The 21,818-nt window shown below is 42.0% G+C and carries 19 protein-coding genes and 6 pseudogenes; 11 read left to right on the top strand and 14 right to left on the bottom strand.

Annotated elements, in window-relative coordinates:
* Positions 1 to 3 precede the first annotated feature (3 nt).
* The gene (locus tag SD31_RS02805) at positions 4 to 858 is read left to right on the top strand and encodes an alpha/beta hydrolase (RefSeq protein ID WP_039053022.1); all 855 of its coding nucleotides are present in this window, start codon (positions 4 to 6) and stop codon (positions 856 to 858) included.
* Between the two features lie 3 nt (positions 859 to 861).
* A complete protein-coding gene (locus SD31_RS02800) occupies positions 862 to 1,371 on the top strand; it encodes a TlpA family protein disulfide reductase (RefSeq protein WP_039053021.1) in 510 nt (169 codons plus the stop codon).
* Here the strand turns inward: SD31_RS02800 and SD31_RS02795 are convergent.
* The 8 genes and pseudogenes from SD31_RS02795 to SD31_RS21150 all read right to left on the bottom strand — a co-directional run bounded on the left by SD31_RS02795 (position 1,346) and on the right by SD31_RS21150 (position 7,111).
* Positions 1,346 to 2,230: an ABC transporter ATP-binding protein gene (locus tag SD31_RS02795; RefSeq protein ID WP_262506510.1), complete on the bottom strand. Its 885-nt coding sequence runs from the start codon at positions 2,228 to 2,230 to the stop codon at positions 1,346 to 1,348. The two genes, SD31_RS02800 and SD31_RS02795, sit on opposite strands and share 26 nt — an antisense overlap.
* Positions 2,160 to 2,399 carry an ATP-binding cassette domain-containing protein gene (locus SD31_RS19800; RefSeq protein WP_262506509.1) on the bottom strand — a complete coding sequence of 80 codons (240 nt, stop codon included), beginning with the start codon at positions 2,397 to 2,399 and terminating at the stop codon, positions 2,160 to 2,162. Before SD31_RS19800 ends, SD31_RS02795 begins: the two co-directional genes overlap by 71 nt.
* A 64-nt stretch (positions 2,400 to 2,463) precedes the next feature.
* Positions 2,464 to 3,591, bottom strand: coding sequence for a DUF4369 domain-containing protein (locus tag SD31_RS02790; protein WP_082021781.1), 1,128 nt, complete (start codon positions 3,589 to 3,591; stop codon positions 2,464 to 2,466).
* 283 nt (positions 3,592 to 3,874) lie between these two features.
* Positions 3,875 to 4,129, bottom strand: a complete 255-nt coding sequence (locus SD31_RS02785; protein WP_039053020.1) for a hypothetical protein — start codon at positions 4,127 to 4,129, stop codon at positions 3,875 to 3,877.
* Positions 4,107 to 4,517: a hypothetical protein gene (locus tag SD31_RS02780; RefSeq protein WP_039053019.1), complete on the bottom strand. Its 411-nt coding sequence runs from the start codon at positions 4,515 to 4,517 to the stop codon at positions 4,107 to 4,109. The genes SD31_RS02785 and SD31_RS02780 overlap by 23 nt, the downstream gene beginning before the upstream one ends.
* A 1-nt stretch (position 4,518) precedes the next feature.
* Positions 4,519 to 5,058, bottom strand: coding sequence for an RNA polymerase sigma factor (locus tag SD31_RS02775; protein ID WP_039053018.1), 540 nt, complete (start codon positions 5,056 to 5,058; stop codon positions 4,519 to 4,521).
* A 67-nt stretch (positions 5,059 to 5,125) separates the two neighbouring features.
* Positions 5,126 to 5,542, bottom strand: a complete 417-nt coding sequence (tsaE, locus tag SD31_RS02770) for a tRNA (adenosine(37)-N6)-threonylcarbamoyltransferase complex ATPase subunit type 1 TsaE (protein WP_039053017.1) — start codon at positions 5,540 to 5,542, stop codon at positions 5,126 to 5,128.
* 9 nt (positions 5,543 to 5,551) lie between these two features.
* Positions 5,552 to 7,111 (bottom strand): annotated as a pseudogene (locus tag SD31_RS21150) (PglZ domain-containing protein).
* Positions 7,112 to 7,364: 253 nt separating this feature from the next.
* Here SD31_RS21150 and SD31_RS21145 point away from each other — a divergent pair.
* The 7 genes and pseudogenes from SD31_RS21145 to SD31_RS02730 all read left to right on the top strand — a co-directional run bounded on the left by SD31_RS21145 (position 7,365) and on the right by SD31_RS02730 (position 13,839).
* A pseudogene (locus SD31_RS21145) lies at positions 7,365 to 8,625 on the top strand (HD domain-containing protein).
* Positions 8,626 to 8,657: 32 nt separating this feature from the next.
* A pseudogene (gene lpxD / locus SD31_RS02755) lies at positions 8,658 to 9,687 on the top strand (UDP-3-O-(3-hydroxymyristoyl)glucosamine N-acyltransferase).
* A 29-nt stretch (positions 9,688 to 9,716) separates the two neighbouring features.
* A pseudogene (locus SD31_RS02750) lies at positions 9,717 to 11,109 on the top strand (bifunctional UDP-3-O-[3-hydroxymyristoyl] N-acetylglucosamine deacetylase/3-hydroxyacyl-ACP dehydratase).
* An 11-nt stretch (positions 11,110 to 11,120) separates the two neighbouring features.
* Positions 11,121 to 11,905, top strand: a pseudogene (gene lpxA, locus SD31_RS02745) (acyl-ACP--UDP-N-acetylglucosamine O-acyltransferase).
* A gap of 26 nt (positions 11,906 to 11,931) precedes the next feature.
* Positions 11,932 to 12,552, top strand: coding sequence for an ATP-binding cassette domain-containing protein (locus SD31_RS02740; RefSeq protein WP_039053016.1), 621 nt, complete (start codon positions 11,932 to 11,934; stop codon positions 12,550 to 12,552).
* A gap of 67 nt (positions 12,553 to 12,619) precedes the next feature.
* On the top strand, positions 12,620 to 13,180 hold the full coding sequence (efp, locus tag SD31_RS02735; protein WP_039053015.1) for an elongation factor P: 561 nt from the start codon (positions 12,620 to 12,622) through the stop codon (positions 13,178 to 13,180).
* Positions 13,181 to 13,371: 191 nt separating this feature from the next.
* Complete coding sequence (locus tag SD31_RS02730) at positions 13,372 to 13,839, top strand: 5-formyltetrahydrofolate cyclo-ligase (RefSeq protein ID WP_316929731.1); 468 nt, start codon at positions 13,372 to 13,374, stop codon at positions 13,837 to 13,839.
* 61 nt (positions 13,840 to 13,900) lie between these two features.
* Here SD31_RS02730 and SD31_RS20545 read toward each other — a convergent pair whose 3' ends face one another.
* Positions 13,901 to 14,305, bottom strand: a complete 405-nt coding sequence (locus SD31_RS20545; protein WP_039053014.1) for a hypothetical protein — start codon at positions 14,303 to 14,305, stop codon at positions 13,901 to 13,903.
* Complete coding sequence (locus SD31_RS02720) at positions 14,265 to 15,191, bottom strand: MFS transporter (protein ID WP_039053013.1); 927 nt, start codon at positions 15,189 to 15,191, stop codon at positions 14,265 to 14,267. Before SD31_RS02720 ends, SD31_RS20545 begins: the two co-directional genes overlap by 41 nt.
* 457 nt (positions 15,192 to 15,648) lie before the next feature.
* Here SD31_RS02720 and SD31_RS02715 point away from each other — a divergent pair, with 457 nt between their 5' ends.
* The gene (locus tag SD31_RS02715) at positions 15,649 to 16,776 is read left to right on the top strand and encodes a hypothetical protein (RefSeq protein WP_039053012.1); all 1,128 of its coding nucleotides are present in this window, start codon (positions 15,649 to 15,651) and stop codon (positions 16,774 to 16,776) included.
* 52 nt (positions 16,777 to 16,828) lie between these two features.
* Here SD31_RS02715 and SD31_RS02710 read toward each other — a convergent pair whose 3' ends face one another.
* From SD31_RS02710 to SD31_RS02700, 3 genes are read right to left on the bottom strand one after another with little or no spacing between them, the layout of a single operon-like run.
* The gene (locus SD31_RS02710; protein ID WP_039053011.1) at positions 16,829 to 17,251 is read right to left on the bottom strand and encodes a hotdog fold thioesterase; all 423 of its coding nucleotides are present in this window, start codon (positions 17,249 to 17,251) and stop codon (positions 16,829 to 16,831) included.
* 2 nt (positions 17,252 to 17,253) lie between these two features.
* Positions 17,254 to 17,766 carry a DinB family protein gene (locus tag SD31_RS02705; protein ID WP_039053010.1) on the bottom strand — a complete coding sequence of 171 codons (513 nt, stop codon included), beginning with the start codon at positions 17,764 to 17,766 and terminating at the stop codon, positions 17,254 to 17,256.
* Positions 17,747 to 18,970 (bottom strand): sensor histidine kinase, encoded by a 1,224-nt coding sequence (locus SD31_RS02700; protein WP_039053009.1) that lies wholly within the window; start codon positions 18,968 to 18,970, stop codon positions 17,747 to 17,749. The genes SD31_RS02705 and SD31_RS02700 overlap by 20 nt, the downstream gene beginning before the upstream one ends.
* A 114-nt stretch (positions 18,971 to 19,084) precedes the next feature.
* On the opposite strand from SD31_RS02700, the gene gltX reads away from it, so the two are divergent.
* Entirely contained in the window at positions 19,085 to 20,605 is a 1,521-nt protein-coding gene (gene gltX / locus SD31_RS02695; RefSeq protein WP_039053008.1) for a glutamate--tRNA ligase, read from the top strand.
* A gap of 60 nt (positions 20,606 to 20,665) precedes the next feature.
* On the opposite strand, the pseudogene SD31_RS02690 reads toward gltX, so the two are convergent.
* A pseudogene (locus SD31_RS02690) lies at positions 20,666 to 21,801 on the bottom strand (redoxin domain-containing protein).
* Between the last annotated feature and the right edge of the window lie 17 nt (positions 21,802 to 21,818).

The raw sequence follows: 21,818 nt of genomic DNA, 5'->3' as shown, positions 1-21,818 counted from the left end.
GAGATGAAACCGTACATATTTCTTTTTATGACCATGTTTTGGGGCATGTTGCAAGCACAGGAAAAAATGCAGCTGTACGACGTATTGCCGAATACGCTCGATACAGCGTATTTGAAGGATAATATTCCAGAATTTTATAAATATATCCCTGAGAATATTACTAAGGATAAGGTCTTTTTGATACTTCCGGGAGGAGGCTATACCCATCATGCTATGGATCATGAAGGGCATCAGGTGGCGCTTCGGCTGAAAACATTAGGTTATTGTGCTTTTGTGCTCAAATATCGCATTCCTGCGAAGAGACAGCAGGTCGATAAGCGTATCGCTCCTATTCAGGATGCACAGCGGGCTTTTGTGGTGATGCAGCAGGAAATCTACAAGTTGAAGTTGCAAAATCTGAAGTTTGGAGTGATAGGCTTCTCTGCAGGAGGGCATTTGGCTTCTACCTTATCCACCCATTTCGACACGAATTATCTTCCTGAGCTAAGTGGAGGGTATTCCTTAAGACCTGACTTTTCAGTATTGGTATACCCCGTAATAAGTATGGAGGACGGGGTAACCCATAACGGTTCGAAGCAATCCTTAATTGGGCCGGATGTTAAGGAAGAAGATGTAGTCCGCTTTTCGAATGAAAAGAACATAAAAGAAAATACTCCTCCGGCCTTTTTGATTCACGCTAAGGATGACAAAGTGGTGTCTATTGAGAATAGCTATCGTTATACAACTGCTTTGGATCGATATGGTATAAAAAACTATTTATTTACTTTTGAGTTGGGGGGACATGGTTTTGGGATGAACAACAAGATGGAAAGCAAAGATTGGTTTAGGGAGATGATAAATTGGATAGAACAGCTATAAGTTATGAAAAAAGTAGGTTTGTTAATATGCGGTTTGATTTGTTTTGCTTTTGCTACGAAAGCACAAGACTGGAAAGTTAACCTTGGAAGTAATGCACCTTCATTTGTGGTGGAAGGTAAAGACCAGAAAAAAATCAGTTCAGAAAGCTTAAGAGGCAAAGTGGTGCTGTTGAACTTCTTTGCAACCTGGTGTCCTCCTTGTCGGAGAGAGCTGCCGCGTCTGCAAAAGGAAATCTGGGAGCCCTTGAAAGATAATGAAGAATTTGCGGTATTGGTGCTGGCACGTGAAGAAGGGTGGGATAAGATAGATCCTTTTGTCAAAGATAATGGCTATACGTTCCCGGTATATCCGGATCTGAAACGAGGTGTTTTCGGTCTTTTTGCGGACCAATCTATTCCACGTAATGTCGTTTTGGACCGTTCCGGCAAAATTATCTACCAATCTATAGGTTTTGAAGATCAGGAGTTTACCAAGATGGTTGAACTCATTAAGGCCGAAGTGGGAAAGCAATAAAGTTCTGTATTTCCAACTTGATTTTGGTGCCTTTGGGCAATGGTTCTTGCGTTTTTACGATAGCATGAAGCGTGAGGGATTCATTGCCCAAAATATATTCCTGATAGAAGCCGCGGAAGCGTACATTCTTGATTGTGAAAGGTGAGGAATCATCTTGCTGTACGTCTATCCATTCTTGGTGTACAGCTATGGTATGTTCGGTCATGATGCCTATTTGTGAGGCCTTCTCCTTAGTGAGAATGTTGCTTTTTGCCAGTAGTTGAGCCGTATAGGGATGGTTCGGGTGGTAGTAAAGGTCTTTTGGATTGCCTATATCGACAATTTTACCGTTGCGCATCACGATGAGGGCATCAGCCATGGCCAGCACTTCTGAGGGATCGTGGGAAACCAAGACTACCGTTAATCCTGTTTCCTGAACAATATTTTTTATATCTTGTTGGAGGGCATCGCGGAAGGCGGCGTCCACTTGGTTGAAAGGTTCGTCCATAAGCAGTACTTCAGGGTCGTTTATCAGTGCGCGAGCGATAGCTACCCTTTGTCTTTCTCCTCCACTTAAGTCTGCAATCCTTTGCTGTGCTAGATGTTCTATTCTCAGTTTTTCGAGAATGTCGGAAGTTCGTTGCTGCTTCAGCCCCAAGTCAGTGTTAGGCAGTTGGGAAGCTATGTTGTCCCAGACTTTGGCGTACATGTTGAGGTCATCAAATCCTTGGGAAACCATCTTCATGGCGTCATGTCCCGGTATCAACTTGTCTTTGCGTGTGGGGACTAGCCATCCCTTATATCGCACTTCACCACCGTCCGGCTCTAGTAGGCCATATATCAGTTTTAGCAGCTGTACTTTTTCCGCTACCCGACTCACCTATTATGGCTGTGATTTTTTTCTCTTCAATGCCAAAAGAGACTGTATCCACGGCCGTGACTTTCTCTTTCCCTTCAAAAGTTGCACTGACTCCTTCTCCATAGATGGCGGGTACACCGATTTTTTGTGTGTCCGTGGATATATATTGACAAGAAGATGTGTTAGCCATAAAAAAATAAAAATGCCGAAATAACTTTCGGCATAAAAATACATTAAAAAAAGTAATTACAATGTTAAAATCCTAACGTCAATCCGAAGGCGAGGTTGCTGAGCCCTTTCTGTGCCGGACTGTTTTCGAAAAAGTCGTTGACATAGTATTTGGCAAAAATACCTAGGTCGTCATATCCTATTCTTAGGAAAGGACCATATTGGAAGGATGCCAAGCTGTAGTTGTCTTTGAACTTTTGTTTTCCCTGTTCTTTGCTCTTAAGACGTTGTGTACCCTTTAATAGCACACCTGTCATGGCGCCGAACGCAACTTTTACTCTTTCTCCTTTGCTGTTTTTATCACTTCTCCACTCGAATGTAAGAGGGAGGCGAAGGTAGGTCGAGGTTAGTATATTTTTGGTGTATTCTACCTCATTGGGGTCTATCTGTTCGTAAGCAATAGGAGAGACATCTTGTTTCAGATGGATGTTTTGTTTTAAGCGTAGGTAATTCCACTCGAATCCTGCGGAGATGTATGTTTTGAAGTTGTCACTCACCCGCAATCCAAATTGTGCTAGATCAAAGCCGAAGTTGGAAGCTTTTTTATATTTCATAAATTGGTTGTCGTCCGACAAGGAAAACTTGCCGTCATCGAGAAGGCGGGACAGTCCCCAGTCTAGGCGAGTAAAGGTTATTCCACCGAAGGCGCGTGGGAATTTATCTGAGTCGTCTTTATCATCTTTGGTTCCTACTTCCAACGTTACGGATTTCGATTGGGAGGAGGCCTTTGTGTCGACCGTTTCCCCGGTTACGGAGGATGAGGATTGGGCGGTTACTATCTTCGGGCGGTGGGTGTATTGTACAGAAACGTTTTCCAAAGCACTTCCCTTCAATGTTATAGATGCCGGATTGATGATGAGGTCGAAAGACTCTGCATTCTTAATATCGGCTTCATTGCCGCTTGTTACAAGATAAAGTTTCGCGGGCGTAGCGTTTTTCAGTGTTCCTTTGAATTCGAATTTGCCGTCAGTCAAAGGAATAGCTTCCGTAATTTGTTTACCATCTTCTGTGTATTGTAAGAAAAGCTTTGCTGGAGCATTATATTGTCCTATTTTTCCTTTGAGTGTGAAAGGTTGCTGTGCCCATGACGTTCCGGTAAGTAAAGTACATAGGAGGGCTACCGACAGTATAAATCTTAAGGTAAAAGTTTTCATATAGTTCTAAAGGTTAAGAGTTTAAATGATGTTTATTGAAAATGACATTGTAACGGTCTTTGACGGCTTCTTTTCTGGCTTAATTTCCTTTCTTTCTTTGCAGGTATAGGAAAGGAGAGCGACAAGAATTATCAGCCGAAGAAATATGATGAAAGTTTTCATGTCCTACGTTTTGGGTTATTTACTCACATAAGCTGGTGATAGATTGATAGATAGGGAGCCTTCCTCGTCATTGCTGAAGAAGAGGTTTTTGCCTTTTTGGATTTCAATATTTTGTGCTACTTTATTTAAGAATCTGGTGATTACAGAAGTTCTTTTTGTCTCGTCGATAGTTTACAGCATATTGCAGCTCGGATTCGTGGTTATCACTAATTGCTATCGGACTTACGTCTATATCCGCCGGTTCTGGCTCTATGGAGATGGTTTTCATTTCTATTTCCTCCAGACTTTCGAGTTCAACCTTGTGTTCTGCCGCTGCAATAAGCTCTTCCGACATAATATTTGAGGCTCTCGTCTCATTGTTCTTTTTCCGTTTCATACGGGTCTGAAGTCTTTTCAAAGGAAAGATAGTTTTGAGCTTCTGTCTTTTCTATGGAGAGAGGTTGCTGCGGTGTCTCCATGGCATCTTGAGGTGTTGAAGTCTTCTCTGACAAGTCGTCCGCAGTGTCTGGAGCAAGGGCTATAATGTGGCTGTTCACTTCCTTTTTTTGTGGGCGTTGCTGATACAACATTATTGCCAAGGAAGATAATAGCACTATGGTCGCAGCTATGGCAATAGCAGGAAGGTATTTTCTATATAGGGGAACAACGTTTGTTTCCTCATTCAACTGTTGCTCTATTTTATCCCAAACAGCAGGACGAGGAGATTCTTCCTTGTCTAAGAAAGCATCTCTAAACAATTTGTCTATGTTATTTGGCTCCATCATCCTAAAGCATTTTTTCTTTTGTCAGTTTTTGTTGTAGTAGCTGTCGTGCTCTGGAAAGCTGTGATTTTGAACCGCTCTCACTTATGCCCAGCATTTCAGCAATTTCTTTGTGAGAATATCCTTCTATAGCATAAAGATTAAACACTGCTCTATATCCTGCCGGCAATTCGCGGATCAGGTTTAACAAGTCTTTGTATGAAACATGAGTTGAAGACAGCTCGCTGTGTGTATAATTTTCGTGTGTCCCTTCTAATGTTTCGAATGTCAATGTCTTGTTTTTGCGATAATGTTCTATGGCAGTATTGACCATTATGCGTTTTATCCAACCTTCTAAAGAGCCTTTTTCATCATACAGGTGGTGTTTGGTGAAAATTTTGACAAACCCACTTTGCAAGATATCTTCAGCTTCCAATGTCGTCTGCGCATAGCGCTGACAGATGACGAACATTTTTCGGGAGAATAACTCATAGAGCTCGGCTTGAGCTTTTCTGTCTTGCTTTTTACAGCCTTGCCAGATGCTATGTAATTTAGAATTCTCCAATTCGTTAGTTCGTTTATTAGGAAGACGCTAGCAAGGGGCAAAAGGTTGCACGGGTAGCATAAAAAAGTTAAATTTTTTCTGCTTCGATGATGCGATGTTGGTTTTCTATTGCGGAAATGCTGATTTTGACATAATGTAGGGGCAGAAGGTTGGATATCTTTTCAGGCCATTCCACAAAGCAATAGTGGCCGGAGTAGAAGTACTCTTCATAACCCATATCCAGTGCTTCCATCTCGTCCTTGAGTCGGTAGAAGTCGAAATGGTAGATCTGTCCTTTTGCAGCTTCGTATTCGTTTACAATAGAAAAGGTAGGGCTAGAGGTATGGTCTGTGACACCTAGAAGAAGACACAACTCGTTGATAAGCGTGGTCTTACCTGCGCCCATATGTCCATAGAACAAGAAGATGCGTTCCTGAGGGAAGGCGTCGATGATTGTTTGTGCTGCTTCTTTTAGCTCTTCCAGATGTTTGACCTCTATTTTCATAGCGCAAAGTTAGGACTTTGGAATGTAAGTGGCGTAAGGAATGATCATTTCCTCAAGAGAAATCCCACCGTGTTGGAAGGTGCCGTTAAAATAATTTACAAATTGGTTGTAATTGTTTGGATACACAAAGTAGAGGTCATCCTTGGCGAAGACGAAGATAGAACTCATATGCAGTAAGGGCAGCTGAGCGTCGTGCGGATTTTTTATCACAAAAACATCTTTACTGTTATAGTTGAGGTTTTTCCCCTGCTTGTAGCGGAGGTTGGTGTTTGTGCTTTTATATCCCACGATTTTGCTAGGTTTTTTCACGCGGATGGTGCCATGGTCGGTGGTGATGATGAGACGGACGTTTTTCTGGGCCAGCCAACGCAGGGCGTCTAGCAGCGGAGAGTGTTCAAACCACGATAAGGTCAACGATCTATAGGCAGCTTCGTCGTTAGCTAACTCACGAATCATCGCCATATCCGTACGGGCATGAGAAAGCATGTCCACGAAATTGTAAACCAGTACGTTGAGATTGTTGTTCATCAGATTACTTAGGTTGTCCAGTACGTCGCGCCCTTGCTCGTGCGTAAGGACTTTAGTATAGCTATGTCGTATTTCCTTGCGGTACAGCCGTTTGAGTTGGTCGGCGAGGAAGGTGTCCTCATGAAGGTTTTGCCTACCTTGTTCATCCTTCATTCATTTTGCCACAGGTCAGGAAGCGTTTTCCAATTTCCAGAGGTGTAAGACCACTAAAGATAGCATTCCTCGCATATTGCGTAGCTGTGGGGAGGATGCTGTAGTAGCTGCTTTCTTCCTCTAGACGGAAGTAATCAGTGATAATGTCGTTGATAAGCTTCCACTGATCATATCGAAGGTTGTCGATGAGGAAGAAAAATGTGGGACGTTCTTCGGATAAGGAAGGAAGGACTTTTTTGCGGAACAGCTGGTGAGAAAGGATAGGTGCGTCCTCCGGATTTTTTATCCATTTAAGGTAGTTTTTTTCAATGTATTTAAAAAAAAACGTTATTTGCTTCGGACTTTTGGGCCTGCAGGATTTCGTGCATGCTGTCGTCTTCCAGTTTTTCTAATGAAAGTTCCCAATAGATGAGTTTTTTGTAAGCTTCAACCCAACCATTGTAGTCCAATCCGTCGTTGATTAACATGGAGAGATTGCGGAACTCCTGTTGGTAGGCCATGGAGGTTTTTTCTGTGACAATACGTTTATTTTCTGTAAATTTCTTTATGGTGAGGAGAATCTGTTTGGGATTTACGGGTTTGATGAGATAATCGTCTATTTTAGCACCTATAGCTTCTTCCATGAGGTGCTCTTCCTCATTTTTGGTTACTAAAACGTTAGGAATGGTGGGATTTATGGATTTAAGAATGCTCAAGGTTTCCAATCCCGTCATTCCTGGCATATTTTCGTCCAGAAAAACGAGGTCGAAAGGTTCGTTTTTGAAAGCCTCCACGCGTCGGCACCGTTATTAACGGTTTTCACTTTATACCCTTTACCTTCCAATAACAGGATGTGAGGTTTCAAAAATTCAATCTCGTCATCAGCCATAAAATATGTGTTTTTGCCATGATAGTAATATTTAAAAGACCTCCAGATTATACAGATTCCCGTCAATGCATTGTAATTTGTAGACGTCAAAGTTCAAAAATATATCAAATAGTTAGTAAAAATGCTTAGGAAAGGGAAATAACTGCTACATTTTTAACATTTATTAACACCAATCTCCGTATCTTTGATCCTATGTTAGCAGTGTTGTGTGTTCGTACGAATGCGCGGCTATCTACCATATAAAGATAACAAACTTCAAAAAACGAACGACAGTTGAACAAGAAAAAAATCATTAATGACCCAGTTTACGGTTTTGTGTCAATTCCGTCGGGATTTATTTTTGATTTGATTCAACATCCTTATTTTCAGAGGTTAAGGTATATCAAGCAGGTCAGCATGACCCACATGGTGTATCCTGGAGCGTTGCACACCCGCTTTCAGCATGTTATTGGTGCTATGCATCTCATGCAGCTGGCTATAGATACTTTGCGGAGCAAGGGCGTGCTGGTCAGCGACGAGGAAGAAGAGGCCGCATTGGTGGCCATTCTGCTGCACGACATTGGGCATGGGCCGTTTAGCCATTCGCTTGAACACACTTTGATCGAAGGGGTGTCGCATGAAGTTATTTCCTCCATGCTTATGGACCGCTTGAATGTGGAATTTGGAGGAAAGCTTACCTTAGCCATAACGATTTTCAACGATAAATATCCACGTCGTTTTTGTGCATCAGCTGGTTTCCAGTCAGCTGGATACAGATAGGATGGACTATCTCAATAGGGACAGCTTCTTCACAGGAGTGTCGGAAGGGGTAATTTCCTTTGATCGTATCATCAAGATGCTTGCGGTAAAGGATGATGAGCTTGTCGTAGAGGCAAAAGGTATTTATTCGGTAGAGAAATTTTTGATAGCCCGTCGTTTGATGTACTGGCAGGTGTATCTTCATAAGACTGTGGTGGGCGCTGAGCAGATGTTAATAAAGGCTTTGAAAAGAGCCAAAGAGTTAAGCAATCAAGGGTATGATCTGTTTGCTACGCAGGCGCTTCAACATTTTCTGAAGAATAAAGTCAATGCGGACAACTTCACCACGGAGGAGTCTCATCTTAATTGGTTTACGAAGCTGGATGATACAGACATCATGTCGGCTATTAAATCGTGGGTAAACCATGAGGATAAGATCTTGAGCACGCTATGTGGCAAGCTGATGCGGAGAGATCTGTTTCGTACAGAGTTGCGCTCACAGGATTTTTCGGAAGAAGAGATTGCCATGGTCAGAGATAAGGCCAAGCAACACTTTGACCTTTCGGAAGCTGAGGTGGACTATTTTGTTTATCACCAGACTATTTACAATTCAGCCTATAGTGCTGACAAAGAGCCTATTAAAATTATTAACAATAAAGGAAAGCTATTAGATATTGCTGAAGCGTCGGATTTATCCAATTTGGAGGCACTGTCGAAGAAAGTGGTAAAATATGCCTTGATATATCCTAAGGAGTTAGGCTTTGTTGAGGATGGTATCACATTTAATTTTGAATAAAAATTTTAAGAAAAAAAGATACATTTGTATTCATGCAATTTACAGCGGAACAGATAGCGACATTATTAAATGGAGAAGTAGAAGGGAATCCAGACGTTTTAGTTTCACAGTTAGCTAAAATTGAAGAAGGATTTGAGGGGGCTTTGTCTTTTTTGTCTAACCCTAAATACGAGCAGTATTTATACGACACGAAATCAAGTATTGTCATTGTAAATAAGAGTTTGGTGTTACAGCGGGCGGTAAAGACCACGTTGATACGTGTGGAAGATGCCTATACGTCGTTTTCCGAGCTTCTTAAGATTTACAATGCCTTGCGTACAGAGCGTTCCGGAATTGAGGACAATGTATATATACATGAGACGGCCAAAATCGGTGAGGGAGGATATATAGGAGCTTTTTCTTATATAAGCCGTGATGTGAAGATAGGAAATAATGTAAAAATATTTCCACGTGTATATATAGGAGACAACGTTACCATTGGAGACAACACCGTTATCTTTCCGGGTGTGACAATTTATTACGACTGTGTGATAGGTGCCAACGTGATTATTCACTCGGGAGTGGTCATCGGAAGTGATGGATTTGGCTTTGCGCCTCAGGCTGACGGTACCTACGAGAAAATCCCGCAGATAGGAAATGTAGTCATTGAAGACAATGTAGAGAGTTGGGGGGAATACGGTGGTGGACCGGGCAACCATGGGGTCTACCATTATCCGCAAGGGGGTGAAGCTGGACAACCTTATCCAGATAGCGCACAATGTGGAGATCGGTGAGAATACGGTGATTGCCGCGCAAACCGGAATTTCGGGTAGTACCAAGGTGGGTAAGCATGTCGTGTTGGGTGGTCAGGTTGGTGCGGTAGGACATATAACCATAGCGGATGGTTCACAAGTTCAGGCACAGTCCGGCATCAATAGAAGTATTACGGAAGCAAATAAGAAGTGGGGAGGAACTCCATTCGGACCATATACCAGCCAATTGCGTTCGCAGGTAGTTTACAATAAACTGCCTGAGCTGGAAAGACGGATCAGTGAGCTGGAAAAGTTAATAAAAAACAAATAACAAAAACTTATTACCATAAGATGGATGAGATGAATACAAAACAAAGGACAATAAAATCTGAGGTTGTAATTTCAGGTATAGGCTTACACACCGGTAAATCTGTTACCCTGACCTTAAGACCTGCTCCTGAAAACCATTGGTTCAAGTTCAGACGTATAGACTTGGAAGGTCAGCCTATCGTATCGGTAGATGCGGACAATGTGTCAGACACTTCTAGAGGTACAACCATTTCGGAAAACGGAGCGTCAGTAAGTACCATTGAACATCTGATGGCTGCCTTGGTGGGCCTACAGGTAGATAATGTCCTTATTGATTTGGATGGTCCTGAAGTTCCTATCCTAGATGGAAGTTCTAGCATTTTTGTGCAGAAAATCTCCGAAGTGGGATTCGTGGAGCAGGATGCGGACAGAGACTTTTACGAGATAAAGGAAAATATCCATTATTCTGAACCGGAGAGAAAGGTAGAAATCGTTGGTATGCCTTTGGACGGCTATAGGCTCACCTGTATGATCGATTTCAACTCGCCGGTATTGGGAAGTCAACATGCTTCTATAAGCTCTATTGATGAGTTTGAGAAGGAAATTTCTTCGTCAAGAACCTTCTGCTTCCTGCACGAGTTGGAAATGTTGGTAAATAATAACCTTATCAAAGGTGGCGATTTGTCGAATGCTATCGTTATAGTGGATAAGGAAGTTTCACATGAAGAGCTCGATAAGCTTCAGAAGCTGTTCAACAAGAAGGTTACCGTTGCTGATGAAGGTATTTTGGACAACATTCAATTGAGATATCAGAACGAGCCGGCGCGTCACAAGCTGCTGGATATGATAGGTGACTTAGCTTTGGTGGGTCGTCCTATCAAAGGCCATATCATGGCAGCACGTCCTGGTCATGCCGCCAACGTAGCTTTCGCTAAGCGCATCAAAAATCAGATAAGGAGAGAAAAGAGCAAGAAAAAAATCAATACTTATGATATCCATGCCAAACCGGTGTATGATACGGTGGATATCATGAAGATTCTTCCACACAGACAGCCATTCTTGATGGTAGACAAAATTTTGGAATTGATCGGAAACACATGTGGTAGGTCTTAAGAATGTGACCATCAATGAAGATCTGTTTATGGGCCACTTCCCGGGAGCTCCTGTGTTTCCAGGCGTATTGCAGATTGAAGCCATGGCACAGACTGGCGGTATTTTGGTGCTTAACACCGTCCCTGATCCGGAAAACTGGCTGACATTATTTTTGAAGATTGAAAATGCGCGCTTCAAGAACCAAGTGCATCCAGGTGATACTATAGTCTTTTCATGTGAACTGTTGGAACCTATTCGTCGCGGTATTGCCCGTATGAAAGGTGTAGGTATGGTAGGCGAAAAGATCGTGAGTGAAGCGGAATTAATGGCTCAAATAGTTAAAGTGAAATAATATTATAGTAAATGATACAATCGTTATCGTATATACATCCTGATGCACAGATTGGTGCTAATGTAGAAATAGGGCCTTTTAGCACCATTCATAAGGATGTAGTTATTGGCGAGGGGACATGGATTGGTTCAAATGTCACCATCATGGATGGAGCTCGCATAGGAAAAAATTGTAGAATATTCCCTGGTGCTGTTATTTCGGGAGAACCACAGGATCTGAAATTTGAAGGAGAGATTACTACAGCGGAAATTGGCGATAATACCACTATCCGTGAATGCGTAACCATCAACAGAGGTACTAAAGATCGTTACAAAACCGTAAGTCGGAAAAAATTGTCTTATTCAAAGCGTACAGCCATATTGCACATGACTGTATCATTGGTGACAACTGTATTTTCTCCAACTCAAGTACCTTGGCAGGACATATCACCGTGGGAGATTATGTTGTGCTGGCGGGATTAGTTGCGGTACACCAGTTTACGAAAATAGGGTCTCATGCTTTCGTGACGGGAGGTACTTTGGTACGTAAAGATGTGCCTCCGTATATCAAGGCTGCCCGTGAGCCTATCTCGTATGCCGGCATCAATTCTGTAGGATTACGTCGTCGCGGATTTACAGCAGAGCAGATTGCCGAAATCCAGAATATCTACCGAGTACTGTTCGTGCAAAACAGAAATCTTTCTAAAGCTTTGGATATCGTGGAAGCTGAATTTGAGGCTACAGAGATACGAGATGAAATTCTAAGCTTTGTACGCAGCTCCGATCGCGGTGTAGTGCGAGGTTTTAACACTAAATAAGTTAACTATTAAAGGAAGGATATTTATTGAAGATAACTCTACAAAATTTAGGGAGAAGGTTTAATCAGGAATGGATTTTCCGAGCAATAGATTATACCTTCTCCGCTCCCCAAGCTTATGCCATCCTAGGGCCTAACGGGTCAGGTAAATCGACACTTATCAAGGTGTTGACAGGACAGCTTACCCCTAGTGAAGGCGCTATAATATACGAACATGAAGGGCAGGCCATCGATGTAGAACATATCTATAAACATATCAGCATTGCTGCGCCGTACATAGAGCTTATTGAAGAGTTTACTTTAAGTGAGCTGTTAGACTTTCATTTTAAGTTCAAATCTCCCTTGCCATCGTTCGACAAGAAGAGTATCGTAGCGCTTCTTAAGATGGAAAAGTCCCTCAACAAGGGCTTGAAATTTTTCTCCTCGGGCATGAAACAACGTGTCAAGCTTGCTCTTGCCTGTTGCAGTGATTCGAAGATTTTATTTTTGGATGAGCCTACAAGCAACCTCGACCAGAATGGCGAGACTTGGTATCTCGATCTTGTGGCACAGACCAAAAAAGCCGACCGCGTCATCATTATAGGTTCTAACCAGGAAAAAGAATATGCTTTCTGCGAAGAGCAATTATCTGTTCTTTCTTATAAGTAAATTTTTCATAAACGCTGACTTTTTTCTATTTTTGCATTCGTAATTTATTAACACTAATATAATTCCAATGGCTAAAGCTTCAGAAGTAAAAACAGGAAATATTTTACGTTTTAATGGCGAATTAGTTGCTGTTGAAGAATATATACACCGTACTCCGGGAAACTTGCGTGCTTTCTACCAAGCAAAAATGCGTAATGTAAGAACAGGTAAGCTGGTAGAATACCGTTTCCGTGTGGATGAGGTGGTAGAAATCGCTCGTGTAGAAACTAACGATTACCAATATTTATATGAAGATGGTGAGTATTTCGTGGTAATGGACAACAATACCTACGAACAATACAATATCCCTAAATTCTTATTCGGTGATTCGGCACGATTTTTGAAAGAAGGTATGAGCGTGATTGTGGCCTTCGAAAGTGAAGAGCCTATCATGGCACAAGCACCGAAAAGTGTGGAATTGGAAGTTACTTATACAGAGCCAGCAGTGAAAGGCGACACTTCTACCAACGCCTTGAAAAAGGCAACATTAGAAACCGGTGTTGAGATTAATGTTCCTCTATTTATCAACCAAGGTGATAAAGTAAGAGTGGATACTACTACAGGTGATTACATCGAACGTGTAAAATAACACGAAATAAAATATTAGGTTTAGGTTGATTATTGCGGTCTTGTTAGTTCCCAACTACAAGGCCGTTTTTTTGTATACTTGTAATATGTACAAGTCTGAATTAAGAGAGCAATATAAACAGCTACGCAATAGGCTGAGCGCAGACCAAAAAAAGAGCTACGACAATCAGTTGCTCGCACATCTGCAACAGCTTGACTGGAATAGCTGTAAGTATGTACATGTTTTTTTGTTCTATAGCATCCGCAAATGAACCAGACACTTCGCTTTTTATAGCATGGATGCGCGTTGCACATCCATCCGTTAATATTGTTATATCAAAATCTGATTTTAGCAACGGCACCATGCAGAATTTTCTGTATGAAAGAGACACAAAGTTGGAAGTCAACAAATGGGGGATTCCGGAGCCTGTACATGCTGTCCCGGTGGAGGAGAAAAAACTGGACGTCATACTTTTACCTTTACTGGCTGTCGATAAAGCAGGAAACAGGGTAGGGTATGGTAAAGGATTTTATGACCGTCTGTTGCAGCAATGCAGGAAGGATGTATATACCGTAGGTCTCAGCTATTTTGAACCTGTGGAGCATATAGAAGATATAGGGGAATGGGATATTCCTTTAAAGTGTTGCATTACCCCCGAACGGATTCATTATTTCCAATAGAAAAGGCAGCCTAAGCATTTTAAGCTGCCTTTTTTATATTTCGTATTTAGGTATATGTTAATTAGCTATTCTTTTTTTTTCCGGCTTTATGTCCTATTGTGGCATAGAATAGGATGAATAAATAACAAGGCAATGCAATCCAGTAAGCTTGATGTGCGCCTACTGCATGTGCCAGCTGTCCGTAAAGAGGAGGGATTACCGCTCCACCGGCAATACCCATCACCAAAATTCCTGAAGCTGCACTGGTAAATTTACCTACACCTTTGAGTGCTAAAGGCCAAATAGCAGGCCAAATCAAGGAGTTAGCTAGTCCTAACAGAGCCACGAAGTAAAGCGATGTCATGCCGGAAGTAAAGACGATGCCGAAAGTGAATAGAATACCGGCAATAGCACAAAGCTTCAAGGCAGTTTCCTGATTGATAAATTTAGGGATGGCAATAATACCTATGATATAGCCGATTACCATGGAAATCATGGTCATTCCGGTAAAGAATTTCGCTTCTGAAAGAGGAACACCGATAGAGCTTCCGTAAGAGATAATGGTGTCTCCCGCTAAAACTTCTACCCCTACATAGAGGAATAAGGTTACGAAACCCAGTACCACGTGCGGGAATCCCCATGCGCTTTTTTTTGCCTTCCGAAATCACATGGTGATCTTCGCTCTCCTCTTCTACGCCCTGAACTTCTGGAAGGCGAACTTTAGCAATCCAAAACGCTAGAATAAGTAATGCTACGACAATACCGATGTAAGGGTTTACCACTTGAAGAGCAACTTCACTAAGCGCACTTTCTCTTTCGGCCTCGCTCAATGTCTCAAGTTGTTTAGAGACATTGTCGGCTGCTTCAAGATTTAGGAACAATCCCAAGATGATAGGGGCTACGGCTCCTGCCAGTTTGTTACAGATCCCCATGATACTGATTCTCTTTGCTGCCGTCTCTACCGGTCCAAGGATGGTAATATATGGGTTGGATGCTGTCTGTAAGATAGCCAATCCGCCACCTATAATGAACAAGCCTAAGAGGAAGATAATGTAGATTCGGGTGTAAGCTGCCGGAATAAACAGCAATGCGCCGAAAGCCATGATAGCCAATGCTATGGACATCCCTCGCTTGAAACCAAACTTATTGAGCACCCATGTGGATACAGGAGCCATCACCAAATACGCAATGTAAAAGGCAGTGGTTACAAGATATGCCTGAAACTCGGAAAGCTCACAAGCTATCTTCAGATAAGGAATCAGTAGGGAGTTAAGCCAAGTAATAAAGCCGAAAATGAAAAATAAAGCTCCAATAATAATCATCGGCCCAACAGTGGAGCTGCCGTTCTGGTTACTTAGGTTTTGCGAATTCATCGATAGATTTTTTGTTATTTGATCAAACTAAAGACTTGGTTAATTTTTACTATTTTACAAGACTAATAAATTTAATTTGATTTTAGAAAAAAAATAACAAATTTGCAAAGGCATTCGTTAAAGATTTTTATAAAAAAAGAGAGACTTTGAGGGGTAAAGTCTCTCCAAAACCTAAACCGTATCATAATACCAAATTAATGGTATCTAAATGATAACATTTATTCTGTTGAAAAAGTTTGTTTACCCTTCTAATTTTATTAAGGTTAAACGTAATACTTCCATGAGTTCTATGTTTTTCTTGCTCAAATGCGCTGGAATGAAAGAGAAAATAATTTAAAATAAGGAAAATAAAGTATATTTTATTAAATTGCTCAATTATATTCCATATCGTAAACCTTAATAATTATTACTCATTACGTAGAAATGAACAGATACATAAAGACGATTTTTCTAACCTTTGATTTTAGGTGTTTTTGCAGTGGGGGTAAGAGGGCAGGTTAGCCCAGTCCATCTACCTGACTCCCTATATTCCGGAAAGCAAGGCAAGCTCCACGTCCAAGGAGTAGTGGTAGACCATAAGAATGGATACGTATATATGTCCTTTACGCACAAACTGCTAAAAATGGACCTTTCCGGCAAATTAATAGGTAGTCTTACAGGGTTTTTGGGACATCTGGGGGACCTGGATTTCAATGAAGAGGACGGCAAGATTTACGGCTCTCTGGAATATAAGAACGATGCGATAGGACAGGGAATCCGCAATGCGTTAGGTGTTAAAGAGGGCGGCAGCAACGGTTTTTATATTGCTGTGATTGACGGCTCTAAGATTGTCCGTCCGGAGATGAATGCAGAAGAAGAAAAAGACATCATAAATACGGTATTTCTACCTGAGGTGTTGAAGGATTATGAGGCTAAAGTGCTGGTAAATGGCCAAGAGAAGGCGCACCGCTTTGCTTGCTCCGGTATAGATGGAGTAGCTTTTGCTCCTGCCATCGGAGGCAATAAGCAGGGTAAGAAGTATCTGTATGTGGCTTACGGCGTATATGGCGATAATGAGCGTGACGACAATGACTATCAGGTAATATTAAGATATGATGTGAGTGGCTGGAATAAGTATGCCAGTCCGCTATTGCAAGACAACCTGCATCATTCGGGCCCTAAGAAACCGTTGAACAAATATTTTGTGAAAACAGGCAATACACGCTATGGTATACAGAATCTAGCTTACGATCCTTTTACGGGGCACCTTATGGCGGCAGTATATAAAGGGAGCAAACCACAATATCCGAACTACGATCTATTTATCATTGACGGAAACAAAAAGCCATTCAAAGGAAAAATTAAATCCGATGACAAGTGGCTAAAGGTAACACAGCTATCTTTGGCGGACTTGGGGTCGAAGGATGAAAAGACGGGAATCCGAGGATGGCATTTCAAATGGGGAGCTACGGGGCTGTGTCCTCTAGGCGACGGATATTTTTATATTTCCCATAACGGTAAGTCCGAAGACGGGCAGCAGCAGACCACCATCTACAAGTACAAGTGGGTGGGGGATGCGGAGACACCTTTTGTCAGAGTGAAATAAACTACCTATCGAAAATTATAGGAAGCTGCTCTTCTGTGAAATGAGGAGCAGCTTATTTTTTTACGACTGCCACAGTAAGGCGGGAAATGCATATCAGCTTGTTTTTCTCGTCATGTATTTTGATATCCCAGACATGGGTGGTGCGTCCTAGATGGATGGGGGTGCAGGTTGCTTCCAACGTGCTACCCTGCTTTCCTGGGCGAAGATGATTGGCATTGACTTCCATTCCCACAACATTGTATTTTTCGGTGTCCACGACGAGGGCGGAGGCAATGCTGCCCACGGATTCTGCTAATACTACAGAAGCTCCTCCGTGAAGTATACCGAAGGGTTGCAGTACCTTCTCCGTAATAGGCATTGTGGCTTTGATGCTGTTATCCGTTATTTCTGAAGCTCTGATGTCCAGATGTTTGGTCATATTGATACCAAAATATTGGTTTATCTCATCGAGCGAAAAAGGTTTCTTCCATATCATAGCTAATCTTTAAGGTATTTTTGCTGTAAGATAAATTTGTGATGGTTAAGATGTCCGGCAATGACATAGATGAACGCCAAGACACTGATGAGACGTCCGGAGGCCATACCTTTGCGGGCGAGTTCTATATCGTTGAAGCTTTTAAACAACGCAATATTGGCTTTGCGAAGATGTACGAATTCTTCTATGATACTGTCTATAGATCTTTCGTTGTGCCTCCCGTTGGCTACAAATTCATCTTGTTCGAAAGATGCCAGTTCGGTCATGTCATTTCGAGCGAAGCGCAGAGCACGATAAGACATCACCCTTTCGGTGTCTACGATGTGACAAAGAATCTCTTTCACTGTCCATTTTCCTTCGGCATAGGTGTAGGTATGCCTGCTTTCAGGGATGCGGCGGATAAATTTCGGGAAGGAGGTCAGCTGTTCTTCCAATACTGCCATGACATCTCCCTGAACGGATTCTACGTAATTTTCATATATCGCTGGATAGTCTTCAGATTTGAGCTGGTTCATAATTTAGATTGCTTTTTAGTACTATTCTGAACGTCGTTCCTTTACCAATTTCTGATTCTTTAACGAAAATATGTCCGTTATGGTATTGTACCATGCGTTTGGTGAGACTTAATCCTAATCCCCATCCGCGTTGGCGTGTAGTAAATCCCGGTTGGAATATAGTATCGAAATTAGCTTTGGGTATTCCTTTACCCGTATCACTAATGTCTATAAAAATTTCTTCTTTCGCAATATTTTCTTTTATTGAGATGGTTATAGTGCCCTCTTTATCAATAGCATTTACGGCATTTTTGAGTAGGTTTTCGATAATCCATTCAAAGAGAGGAACGTTGAGCATAGCTTCTACGTGGGTGTCTCCCTTTAGAATAAATGAAATCTTTTCGCTGGTTCTTATCTTGAAGTAGTTTACGAAGTCTTGGATAACCTCATAAACGTTATGATTGGTCAATACAGGTTTGGACCCTATTTTTGAGAAGCGGTCGGCCACAGTTTCCAAGCGGTTGACATCGCGTTCCATCTCGTGGATAACGTCATCGTCCGAGTTGTATTTGAGCTTGATGACTTCTATCCATCCCATGAGTGAAGAGATTGGAGTTCCCAACTGGTGTGCTGCTTCTTTGGCCATACCCACCCAGACAAGGTTCTGTTCCGCCTTTTTTATCGAATTAAATACTGAATAGGCGATAACCAAAAACAAGGCGATAAGCGAAAGCTGAATGTAGGGGAATACGCGAAGGTTTTGCAGCGCTTTGGACTCTTTGTAGTATATTTTCCACTGTTCCCCATTTTCCAGGTTAAGGGTGATGGGGTCGTGAGCTCTTTTCATGGCTTGGAGTTCTTTCTGGAAATAGCCGGGGTCGTATTGCAGGCGGCTATTGAGCGAGTCGTCACTTTTGATATTGGTTTTGGTACTATCCAAGTCTCGCCAGAAGATGATATTCCCTTCCTTGTCCGTAATGATTGCCGGCAGTGTGAGGCTATCCCTTACCGCATAGATGAAGCTTATAAAGTCGTCGTCCACATCGGGCATGGTCATGATGCTCTTGGTGCTCATGGCCCATACTTCAGCCTTTGTCCGTTCCGACTTGGAGAGGCTCTCCACAAGATAATTAGTATATACCAAAGAAGCGATGGCTATTGCTGCTGCGAAAATGAACAAAAGCAATTTCCAAATCTGCTTGTTATGAGTATAAGGTATATTCATATCCTGTAGTTTAGGCTACAAAATAAAAAAATTATGGCAAAAGTGAGACTTTTAAATTGTCCTTAATTGTCGGACTAATTCCTTTATTAGTTGAGAAATAAGTAATTTTGCATTATGAGTTCGCAGAAAAAAGTAAGGGTGCGTTTTGCACCTAGTCCTACGGGAGGTCTACATTTAGGTGGAGTAAGAACAGCCTTGTTCAATTATTTATTCGCTAAACATCATCAAGGAGACTTTATTCTAAGGATTGAAGATACGGATCAGACCCGCTTTGTGCCGGGGGCTGAAGAATATATTCAGGAATGTCTTGCGTGGTGTGGTCTCATTCCGGATGAGAGTCCGCTGAAGCCGGGAGCATATGGTCCATACAGACAGAGTGAGCGTAAGCCTTCGTATCGTCAGTTTGCCGAACAGCTTGTCGCTGACGGCTATGCTTATTATGCTTTTGACACAGCGGAAGAGTTGGAGGAACAACGCAAGTTACAACCTAACTTCAGATATTCACACGAAAACCGTATGCAGTTGCGTAACTCGCTAAGTCTTTCGAAGGAAGAGACGGAAGAGCTGCTTAAAGCGGGAGTGCCTCATACTATCCGCATTAAAATGCCGGAAGATCAGGTGGTGACATTCACGGATATGATTCGGGGACAGGTGTCTTTTGAGACCAAACTTATTGATGATAAAGTGTTGTTGAAGGCGGATGGGATGCCTACCTATCATTTAGCTGTGGTAGTAGATGATAAGGCTATGGAGATCACACACGTGTTTCGTGGTGAGGAATGGCTTCCTTCGGCACCTGTGCATCTATTGTTGTGGGAGTATCTAGGCTGGAAAGCCGATATGCCGCAGTGGGCGCATCTACCTTTGATTCTCAAGCCGGATGGTAATGGCAAGCTCAGCAAGCGTGACGGCGATCGTCTGGGATTCCCTGTTTACGCGATGAACTGGACCGATCCTAAGAGTGGTGAGCTTACCAAAGGTTTCCGTGAGTTAGGGTTCTTGCCAGAAGCTTTCGTTAACATGCTTGCTATGCTGGGATGGAATGACGGTACTGATCAGGAGCTGTTCAGCATGGAAGAGCTTATCGACAAGTTTACGGTGGAACGTATCAGTAAGAGCGGAGCTAAATTCGATTTCGAGAAGGCAAAATGGTTTAACCACGAGTGGATTAAAAAGACTGATGATGTCGTGTTGCTTCCTCAGGTCAAAGAGGTGTTGGCAGCAAATGGCATTACTGACGTGGAAGATAGTTACGTAGAGCGAGTGTTGGCCGCTGTTAAGGAAAGAATGACGTATGTGTCTGATTTCTGGAACCAAGCTTCATTTTTCTTTGCAGATCCGGTGCAGTATGACGTAGATGCAGTGAAACCTAAGTGGAATGATAATAAAACCGTTTTCTTCGAGAATATAGTAAAGGATTTTGAAGCTCAGCAGAGCTGGACTGCCGAAGTGCTGGAGCCCATGTTTAAAGGAAAGGTGGCAGAATCAGGAATGAAGGTCGGTGAGCTTATGATGCCTTTTCGTATTATGTTGGTAGGAGGGAAGTTCGGTCCGGATGTTTTTGTCATCACCGAGCTGTTAGGTAAGGAAAAGGTGATAGAAAGAGTAAACAAGGCGTTAGCGCTTTTTAAATAGATAATTTTAAAGGTTTAGCCCCATAATACATGTTGGTATTATGGGGCTAAGTTTTTTCAACTATTTAATATGTTCTGCCAACACTTTGTGAAGTTCTTCGCCACGGATGTTTATAGCTACGATTTTCCCTGTTGGGTCAATTAAATAGTTTTGAGGGACACCTTTTACACCATAAAGCACAGCAGCTTCGTTTCTCCAACCTTTGAGGTCCGCTGCATGAATCCACGGTAATCCATCGTCTTGTATAGCTTTAATCCATGCCGCTTTACTGTTTTTGTCGTCCAGTGATATCGCAAAAATTTCTAATCCTTTAGGTTTATAGATATTGTAAGCCTTTTTTAGGTTAGGGTTTTCAGCCTACATGGGGCACACCAGCTGGCCCAGAAATCTAATAGGACAAACTTACCTTTGAAATCGGATAATTGAATCATATTGCCTTGAGTATCCGGTTGTGAGAAGTTGGGAGCTATACTTCCTACGATGATATTTTTGTCGGCATATATTCTGGCAGCCAGTTCTTTACCATTGATGGTGTTTTGGAGTTCTTTGCTGAGATTATAGAAGGCGGATTCTACAGGTTTTGTTCCTCTTCTGTTGGCCACTTCGACTAGGGCTCCTATAGAAAATATCGAATTAGGATTCTGTGTTGCGAAAATAAGCTGTTGATCGTTTCTTTTTTCCAGAATTTGGTCGTATTTCTGTTTTATGGCAGCATATTGTTGCTCTTTATCGGGAGCGTCGAGAGGGACAGCAGCGAAAGCACTGTTTGCCTGATCGATAATATCCATGAAGTCTCCTCCAATAAAATTGATGTATTCGAGGAAGTCTTCATGAAGGGAAGAGCCGCTTATAGTTGCTTTTTTTAATGATTCAGTAATGTTGAATTTATATGTTTCGTTTCCAATAAAAAAATATAGTCGATCCCCAGTATACTGTGCTTTAAGTTTTCCTACACCTTCGGTATCGAGTACCATGCGGGCATAGTTGGGTTCATCTGCCTGACCTTTGAAAGTGAATTTTCCGTTTTTGATTACTGTTGAATCGGTTATTGAATTGCCGTTTTGTTGGTAGTCGAGGTATAATTTTTTTCCTTCAAATCGTTTATCAGCCTTCCCTTGAATGAGAAAACTATTGTTTTGTCCGAATGCATTAGAGTACAAAAGAACAGTAGTAATTAATAAATACACAAATTTCATAGTTTTTTATTTAAAAG

This window comes from Sphingobacterium sp. T2 (genome assembly GCF_000814685.1).
Taxonomy (GTDB): Bacteria; Bacteroidota; Bacteroidia; order Sphingobacteriales; family Sphingobacteriaceae; genus Sphingobacterium; species Sphingobacterium thermophilum.
Note: the sequence above shows the minus strand (reverse complement) of the source record. Positions and strands in the feature narration are given on the sequence as shown.